Raw genomic sequence first — 6843 nt, forward strand, 5'->3', positions numbered from 1 at the left:
TCCCACATTTTTGACCTGCGAACCCGATCAAATGTGGGAGCTGGCTTGCCTGCGATGAGGCCCTCACAGGCGCTGCAATACTCAGCCGGCCAACAACCAGACCCCAGTCGCCGCCGAAGCTGCGCCCGCAACCCGCACCAGCGGCGCCGCCGCAGCCGGCAGGAAACGCACTACGGCATAACCGGCCGCGTGCAACACAGCCGTTGCACCGACAAACCCCGCCGCATACGCCCACGGGCTCGACATATCCGGCAGCTCCAGACCATGGGCCACGCCGTGGAACAGCGCAAACAACGCCGTCGCACCCACCGCCACAAACAACGGCGGCCGCACCGCCAGCGCCACCGCCAGGCCCAAGGCCAATACCGACGCGGCAATCCCGCTTTCCATCGCCGGCAAGTGCATGCCTTCGAAGCCAAGCACACCGCCGATCAGCATGGTGCCCACGAACGTACACGGCAGGGCCCAGCGTGCAGCGCCTTTCTGTTGCGCGGCCCACAAACCCACGGCAACCATTGCCAACAAATGATCGAGGCCGCCCAACGGGTGGCTGATACCGGCCACCAGGCCGTTGTCGCCATGGCCCGGATGGGCAAAGGCCAGGGCCGGGGCGAGCAGCAGGGTGGCGGCGGCAAAGAGTTTCTTGAGGCTCATGGACAGGTTCCTTATGGGTTGATCAGGCGGCGGTCAGCAGGCCCTGGCGTTCGATAAAGGCGACGATCTCATCCAGGCCGACGCCGGTTTTCTGGTTGCTGAACACAAAGGGCTTGCCGTTGCGCATGCGCGTGGTGTCGCTGTTCATCAACTCCAGCGAGGCGCCCACCAGCGGCGCGAGGTCGATCTTGTTGATCACCAGCAGGTCGGATTTGCAAATGCCGGGCCCACCCTTGCGTGGCAGCTTGTCGCCGGCGGACACATCGATCACATAGATGGTCAGGTCGGAGAGTTCCGGGCTGAACGTCGCCGATAGGTTGTCGCCACCAGACTCCACCAGGATCAGGTCCAGGCCGGGGAAGCGGCGGTTAAGTTGGTCCACCGCTTCGAGGTTGATCGAAGCGTCTTCGCGGATCGCTGTGTGCGGGCAGCCGCCGGTTTCCACGCCGATGATGCGTTCTGGCGCCAGGGCCTGGTTGCGCACCAGGAAGTCAGCGTCTTCGCGGGTGTAGATGTCGTTGGTGACCACCGCCAGGTTGTAGCGGTCGCGCAGCGCGAGGCACAGGGCCAGGGTCAGGGCGGTCTTGCCGGAGCCCACCGGGCCGCCGATGCCGACGCGCAAGGGTTGTGTGTTCATATGTTGGGTCTCCTAGGAACGGAACAGGCGGCTGTACTGGCGCTCATGGGCCATGCACGCCAGGGACAGGCCGAACGCGGCACTGCCGAAATGGGAAGGGTCGATACGGGCGGCTTCCTGCTGGGCCTGTTGCAGCAGCGGCAGCAGTTCACTGGTCAGGCGCTGGGCCGCTTGTTGGCCCAGGGGCAGGGTTTTCATCAGCACGGCCAATTGGTTTTCCAGCCAGCTCCATAGCCACGCTGCGAGGGCGTCGTCCGGGCTGATGCCCCAGGCGCGGGCGGCGAGGGCCCAGCCGAGGGCGAGATGGGGTTCGCTGCATCGCTCAAGAAACGAGCGGGCGGCGTTATCCAATTCCGGCAAGCCATTGAGCAGTTGTTGCAGCGAATAGCCCATCTGCCGACTTTCTTGATACAGCTCACGGGTCTCACGGCTGGCGCGGTGCTCTTCGCACAGTTGTGCGAGACGTGGCCAGTCCTCATCGGCGGCAGCACGGCAATGGGCGAGTAACAGCGGTGCTTCGAAGCGGGCGAGGTTGAGCAACAGTTGGTCGCTGATCCAGCGTCGAGCGCTGGCGGCATCATTGACGCGCCCGTTCTCCACGGCCATCTCCAGGCCTTGGGAATAGCTGTAGCCGCCAATCGGCAGCTGTGGACTGGCCAGGCGCAGCAAGGCCCAGGCTGGGTTCATGGATGTACGCCGAACTGATGCAGCTTGGGCGGGTAGTTGAAGTCTTCATCGCCATGCCGCGAATGATGATGGCCGCCGCCGTAAGCCCCATGTTCCGGTTGGAACGGTGCCTCGATGGTTTCGGTGTGAGCGCCCAACTGTTCAAGCATGGCCTTGAGCACGTAGTCATCCAGCAAACGCAGCCAGCCATCCCCGACCTGTAGGGCAACGTGCCGATTGCCTAGGTGATAGGCAGCGCGGGTCAGTTCAAAGGCACTGCTGCAGGTGACGTGCAGCAGTTGTTCAGGTCGGGCGCAGACGCGTACGACACGTCCGTCTTCGGCTTGTAGGAATTCGCCATCGTGCAGCGGCGGCTGGCCGCGCTCCAGGAAAAGGCCAACGTCTTCACCCTCGGCACTGAAACAGCGCAGGCGGCTTTTGCTGCGTGCTTCGAAATTCAGCAGCAACTCGGCGGCCCAGAGGGCTTGGGGGGCGATTCTGCGGTGGATCACCAGCATCAGGAAGCTTCCAGCTATGAGCGATGCAAGTGCTAGAGCAAGGGGCTTGCCAACCCTGCGACGGTGTAGGAATTGCCTGTCGGTTAGCGCGGGAGCGCCACTAAATAGGGCGTAGAAAGATTGTCTGCACGCTTCAAAATGGTGCGCTGCTCCGTCTCTCGCACTGGCTGTGGGCGTTTTCGGATTTGTCCTACGAGATCGAAGGATTATCCGTTCATGATGTTACGTACAGGATCAGTAGGCTTTGCGCCGTGTTTACTTCACTGCGACGTTCATCATGTTCAAGTCATTTTATTGGTTAGTCATTCTCAGCTTATCGTTGGTCATCTCGTCGGCATCGGCCACTCTGCAGTCTCGTGTCACCTTCAGCGCGGCGCTGAAAGAAACCTCGATCGACAATGTGATCGACCGCGCCCATGAATTGCTCGGCACGCCTTACAAATGGGGTGGCAACTCAGTGGAACAGGGCTTCGATTGCAGCAGCTTCCTGGTCTACCTGTTCAAGACCGAAGCCAATATCCAGATTCCGCGCACCACGGCGGCGATGCACCGTTCCACGGCGACGACGATCAAGCGAAACGCCTTGAAACCGGGTGACGCGGTATTCTTCAAAGGCAATGGGCGTGGCCAGGTCAGCCACGTGGGCCTTTATATAGGCGAGGGCAAATTTATCCATTCGCCACGTACCGGCAAAAACGTGCGCATCGACTCGTTGAGCAACAGCTACTGGAACAAGAACTACACCACGGCCAAGCGCTTTCACTCGGCGGGCTGATCGGCCTACTCGGTGCTGCCCAGGCCTTGCCAGTGCTTGAGGCCAATAAAGATAAAGCGCAATTGCTGGGTGATTTTCGCTTGAGGCGTCAAGTGATCAGGCAGCGCATGGGCTGGCGGGTCGATGATGTCGGGCAGGGTGGCAAACACACTCTTGACGATCAGGTCGGCCATCACGTGTAAGCCTTCGGCGTCCAGGTGTTGCAGCTTGGGCATCAGCGTAAGGTCAGCCGCCAGGTCGCGGGTGATGTCTTCGCGCAGGGCGCCGATGGCTTGGCGGACGGCAAGGCAACCGCCGTATTGCTCGCGAGCCAGGAACAGGAATTGGGAACGGTTGGCCGACACCACGTCGAGAAAGATCCGCACCGAGGCATCGATAATGCCGCCCATCACGAATTCATTGTGGCGCACCAGGCGAATGGTGGCGCGGAAGGTCTGGCCGACTTCACTCACCAACACAAGCCCAAGCTGGTCCATATCGGCAAAGTGGCGATAGAACCCGGTGGGAACGATACCGGCCGTCTTGGCCACTTCCCGCAAACTCAGGCTACCGAACCCACGGCCACACTCCATCAGATGGCGGGCTGCGTCCATCAGGGCGAGGCGGGTCTGTTGTTTCTGTTCGGCGCGGGGCAGCATCGGCGGGCAGGCTTAGTCGGCAAGTACAGCGACGCACTCTAGCAAAACACTTTGATCGGCGTCGAACTTGGCGGGGCAGGGCGTGATGCGTTCTACAGGAAAGCAAAAGCCCGATCGGCGGATCGGGCTTTTTTATCGGCCTCCACAGGCTTAGCTCTGTGCTTCGTGGAGTTCTTTCAGGCGGTCTGCACCACCTTCGGCAACACCTTCGGCGTAGGCGCGTTTGTTGGCTTGTTCAGCACCGCCTTCAACCAGACCTTTCTGTTCCAGGCGATCACGGCCGCCTTCGGTCAGGCCTTCGGTGTAAGCACGTTTGTTGGCTTGCTCCGAACCGTTTTCAGCCACGCCGCCTTTGGCGTAGTCACGGTTCTCTTCTTCTTGCGAACCGCTGCGAGCCAGGGTTTGGCTGGATTGCACGGCTTGGTCTTGGTTCTGTGGGGTCACTTGTTCAGCGGCTGGCAGGGCAAAAGCACTGGAAGCCAGGACAGACAAGAGGACGGTAGCGAGTAATTGGCGTTTCATGGTCGTTGCTCCTTGGGAGGGCGATAAAGTGGGTACAGGGCTAATGCTACTCTCGATAAGTCGATATAAAAGTTCATAAACACAATGGTAATAATCAACAGAATTGATTGTTCTCGGCGGAGGCTCTAACTCGCGCCTCTCAAGCCCGCGGTTTTGCACCGTGGTGGGTATTTTCGACACGAACCTGGGTAACAATGGTGCGCCGTCGATGGATCGAATCTGTCTATGTGGTCAGGAATGTGGGTTTTTACGCTTAAATCGGTGATGGGGTTAAACCCCTGGGCGGTTTGCCAGTCGTAGCCTTATGAGCTGTAGTTCAGCTAGCAGTCGTATTCAGGAGTCCTGTGCAATGACGCGCACTCGTAAAATCATCGCTTGGAGCTGCGCCAGCTTCGTTCTGTTAATCGCCGTGGTGGTGTTGGTGTTGGTGTTCTTTGACTGGAACCGCATCAAGCCCCCCCTCAATGCCAAGGTCTCCGAAGAACTGCATCGCCCGTTTGCCATCAACGGCAACCTTGCCGTGGTGTGGGCGCGCGAGCCCGACGAAGGCGGCTGGCGCGCCTGGGTGCCGTGGCCCCACGTGATTGCCGAAGACCTGAGCCTGGGCAACCCCGACTGGTCGAAAGACCCGCAGATGGTCACGCTCAAGAAGGTCGAGCTACGTATCTCGCCGCTGGCTCTGCTGGTACAGCGCGTGGTGATCCCGCGGATTGACCTCACCGAGCCGAGCGCGCAATTGCAGCGCCTGGCCGATGGCCGCGCCAACTGGACCTTCAAGTTCGACCCCAAGGACCCGAATGCCGAACCGTCCAATTGGGTGGTGGACATCGGCGCCATCGGCTTCGACAAAGGCCACGTGACCCTTGACGACCAGACCCTCAAGACGCAGTTGGACGTGATCATCGACCCGCTGGGCAAGCCGATCCCCTTTGGTGAAATCGTCGGTGACGCGGATGCCAAGAAGGCCCTGGAAAAAGGCTCGGCGCCGCAGGACTACGCGTTTGGCCTCAAGGTCAAAGGCCAGTACCACGGCCAGAAACTCGACGGCACCGGCAAGATCGGCGGCCTGCTGGCCTTGCAGGACGCGGCCAAGCCGTTCCCGCTGCAAGCCCAGGTCAAGGTCGCCGACACCCGCATCGCCCTGGCCGGGACCCTGACTGATCCGCTCAACCTAGGTGCGCTGGACCTGCGCTTGAAACTCTCCGGCGCCAGTCTCGGCAACCTGTACCCGCTCACCGGTGTGACGCTGCCGGACTCCCCGGCTTATTCCACCGACGGCCACCTGATTGCCAAGCTGCACGAACCGACGGGCGCGTCGTTCACCTATGAAAACTTCAACGGCAAGATTGGCAACAGCGATATCCACGGCAACCTGGGCTACGTCGCCAGCCAACCTCGGCCCAAGTTGACCGGTGCGCTGGTGTCCAACCAACTGCTGATGACCGACCTCGCACCGTTGATCGGCGCCGACTCGAATGCCAAGCAAAAAGCCCGCGGCGGTGAAAGCAAGCAGCCGGCCACCAAGGTACTGCCAGTGGAAGAGTTCCGCACCGAGCGCTGGCGCGACATGGATGCCGATGTGGAATTCACTGGCAAACGTATCGTGCACAGTGCCGAGTTGCCGTTCACCGATCTCTACACCCACCTGGTCCTCAATGACGGCGAGCTGAGCCTGGAACCCCTGCGCTTCGGTGTGGCCGGCGGCAAGCTGGATGCGCAGATTCGCCTGAACGGCCGCATCACGCCGATGGAAGGCCGCGCCAAACTCACCGCGCGCAACTTCAAGCTCAAACAGCTGTTCCCGACCTTCGAACCGATGAAAACCAGCTTCGGTGAACTCAACGGCGATGCCGATATTTCCGGTCGCGGTAACTCCGTGGCGGCACTGTTAGGCACCTCCAACGGTGACTTGAAGATGCTGATCAACGACGGCGCCATCAGCCGTGGCCTGATGGAAATCGCCGGGCTCAACGTGGGCAACTACGTGGTCGGCCGCCTGTTTGGCGACAAGGAAGTGAAGATCAACTGCGCGGCCGCCGACTTCGGCATCAAGACCGGCCTGGCGACCAGCCGGTTGTTTGTGTTCGATACCGAGAACGCGATCATCTACATCGATGGCACGGCGAATATGGCGACGGAACAGTTGGACCTGACCATCACGCCCGAGTCGAAAGGCTTCCGCCTGTTCTCCTTGCGTTCACCGTTGTACGTCAACGGGCCGTTTATCAAGCCCAATGCCGGGGTGAAGGCGATTCCCCTGGCGTTGCGCGGTGCGGGCATGGTGGCGCTGGGTGTGATTGCCGGCCCGGCCGCCGGGCTGCTCGCGTTGGTCGCGCCAAGTGGCGGTGAACCCAACGAATGTGCGCCATTGCTGCAACAGATGAAGGAAGGCAAGGCCCCAAAAACTGTGAAATAAATGTGGGAGGGGGCTTG

General features: G+C 60.8%; 8 protein-coding genes. 2 read left to right on the top strand and 6 right to left on the bottom strand.

What is annotated here, in order from left to right; all coding sequences use genetic code 11:
• Positions 1-81: 81 nt before the first annotated feature.
• The 4 genes from DYL61_RS09710 to ureE are packed head-to-tail and all read right to left on the bottom strand — an operon-like array spanning position 82 to position 2475.
• Positions 82-654, bottom strand: a complete 573-nt coding sequence (locus tag DYL61_RS09710; protein WP_135308157.1) for a HupE/UreJ family protein — start codon at positions 652-654, stop codon at positions 82-84.
• A 22-nt stretch (positions 655-676) separates the two neighbouring features.
• Positions 677-1291, bottom strand: a complete 615-nt coding sequence (gene ureG, locus DYL61_RS09715) for an urease accessory protein UreG (protein WP_028615537.1) — start codon at positions 1289-1291, stop codon at positions 677-679.
• A gap of 12 nt (positions 1292-1303) precedes the next feature.
• Positions 1304-1978 (bottom strand): urease accessory protein UreF, encoded by a 675-nt coding sequence (locus DYL61_RS09720; RefSeq protein ID WP_135308158.1) that lies wholly within the window; start codon positions 1976-1978, stop codon positions 1304-1306.
• Positions 1975-2475 carry an urease accessory protein UreE gene (gene ureE, locus DYL61_RS09725; protein ID WP_135308159.1) on the bottom strand — a complete coding sequence of 167 codons (501 nt, stop codon included), beginning with the start codon at positions 2473-2475 and terminating at the stop codon, positions 1975-1977. Before ureE ends, DYL61_RS09720 begins: the two co-directional genes overlap by 4 nt.
• Positions 2476-2752: 277 nt before the next feature.
• Here ureE and DYL61_RS09730 point away from each other — a divergent pair, with 277 nt between their 5' ends.
• Entirely contained in the window at positions 2753-3250 is a 498-nt protein-coding gene (locus tag DYL61_RS09730; RefSeq protein WP_135308160.1) for a C40 family peptidase, read from the top strand.
• A gap of 5 nt (positions 3251-3255) precedes the next feature.
• Here DYL61_RS09730 and DYL61_RS09735 read toward each other — a convergent pair whose 3' ends face one another.
• Complete coding sequence (locus DYL61_RS09735; RefSeq protein ID WP_105695200.1) at positions 3256-3888, bottom strand: TetR family transcriptional regulator; 633 nt, start codon at positions 3886-3888, stop codon at positions 3256-3258.
• A 150-nt stretch (positions 3889-4038) separates the two neighbouring features.
• Positions 4039-4410 carry a hypothetical protein gene (locus DYL61_RS09740; protein WP_135308161.1) on the bottom strand — a complete coding sequence of 124 codons (372 nt, stop codon included), beginning with the start codon at positions 4408-4410 and terminating at the stop codon, positions 4039-4041.
• Positions 4411-4759: 349 nt separating this feature from the next.
• Here DYL61_RS09740 and DYL61_RS09745 point away from each other — a divergent pair, with 349 nt between their 5' ends.
• Positions 4760-6826, top strand: a complete 2067-nt coding sequence (locus DYL61_RS09745; RefSeq protein ID WP_135308162.1) for an AsmA family protein — start codon at positions 4760-4762, stop codon at positions 6824-6826.
• Positions 6827-6843 lie beyond the last annotated feature (17 nt).

The organism is Pseudomonas nabeulensis, assembly GCF_004682045.1.
In the GTDB taxonomy this organism is placed as follows: domain Bacteria; phylum Pseudomonadota; class Gammaproteobacteria; order Pseudomonadales; family Pseudomonadaceae; genus Aquipseudomonas; species Aquipseudomonas nabeulensis.

Excerpts from the sequence above, each read along its gene's own strand:
- DYL61_RS09720 (WP_135308158.1), bottom strand. The coding sequence starts at position 1,978 with ATGAACCCAGCCTGGGCCTTGCTGCGCCTGGCCAGTCCACAGCTGCCG.
- DYL61_RS09735 (WP_105695200.1), bottom strand. The coding sequence starts at position 3,888 with ATGCTGCCCCGCGCCGAACAGAAACAACAGACCCGCCTCGCCCTGATG.
- DYL61_RS09740 (WP_135308161.1), bottom strand. The coding sequence starts at position 4,410 with ATGAAACGCCAATTACTCGCTACCGTCCTCTTGTCTGTCCTGGCTTCC.
- ureG (WP_028615537.1), bottom strand. The coding sequence starts at position 1,291 with ATGAACACACAACCCTTGCGCGTCGGCATCGGCGGCCCGGTGGGCTCC.
- ureE (WP_135308159.1), bottom strand. The coding sequence starts at position 2,475 with ATGCTGGTGATCCACCGCAGAATCGCCCCCCAAGCCCTCTGGGCCGCC.
- DYL61_RS09710 (WP_135308157.1), bottom strand. The coding sequence starts at position 654 with ATGAGCCTCAAGAAACTCTTTGCCGCCGCCACCCTGCTGCTCGCCCCG.
- DYL61_RS09730 (WP_135308160.1), top strand. The coding sequence starts at position 2,753 with ATGTTCAAGTCATTTTATTGGTTAGTCATTCTCAGCTTATCGTTGGTC.
- DYL61_RS09745 (WP_135308162.1), top strand. The coding sequence starts at position 4,760 with ATGACGCGCACTCGTAAAATCATCGCTTGGAGCTGCGCCAGCTTCGTT.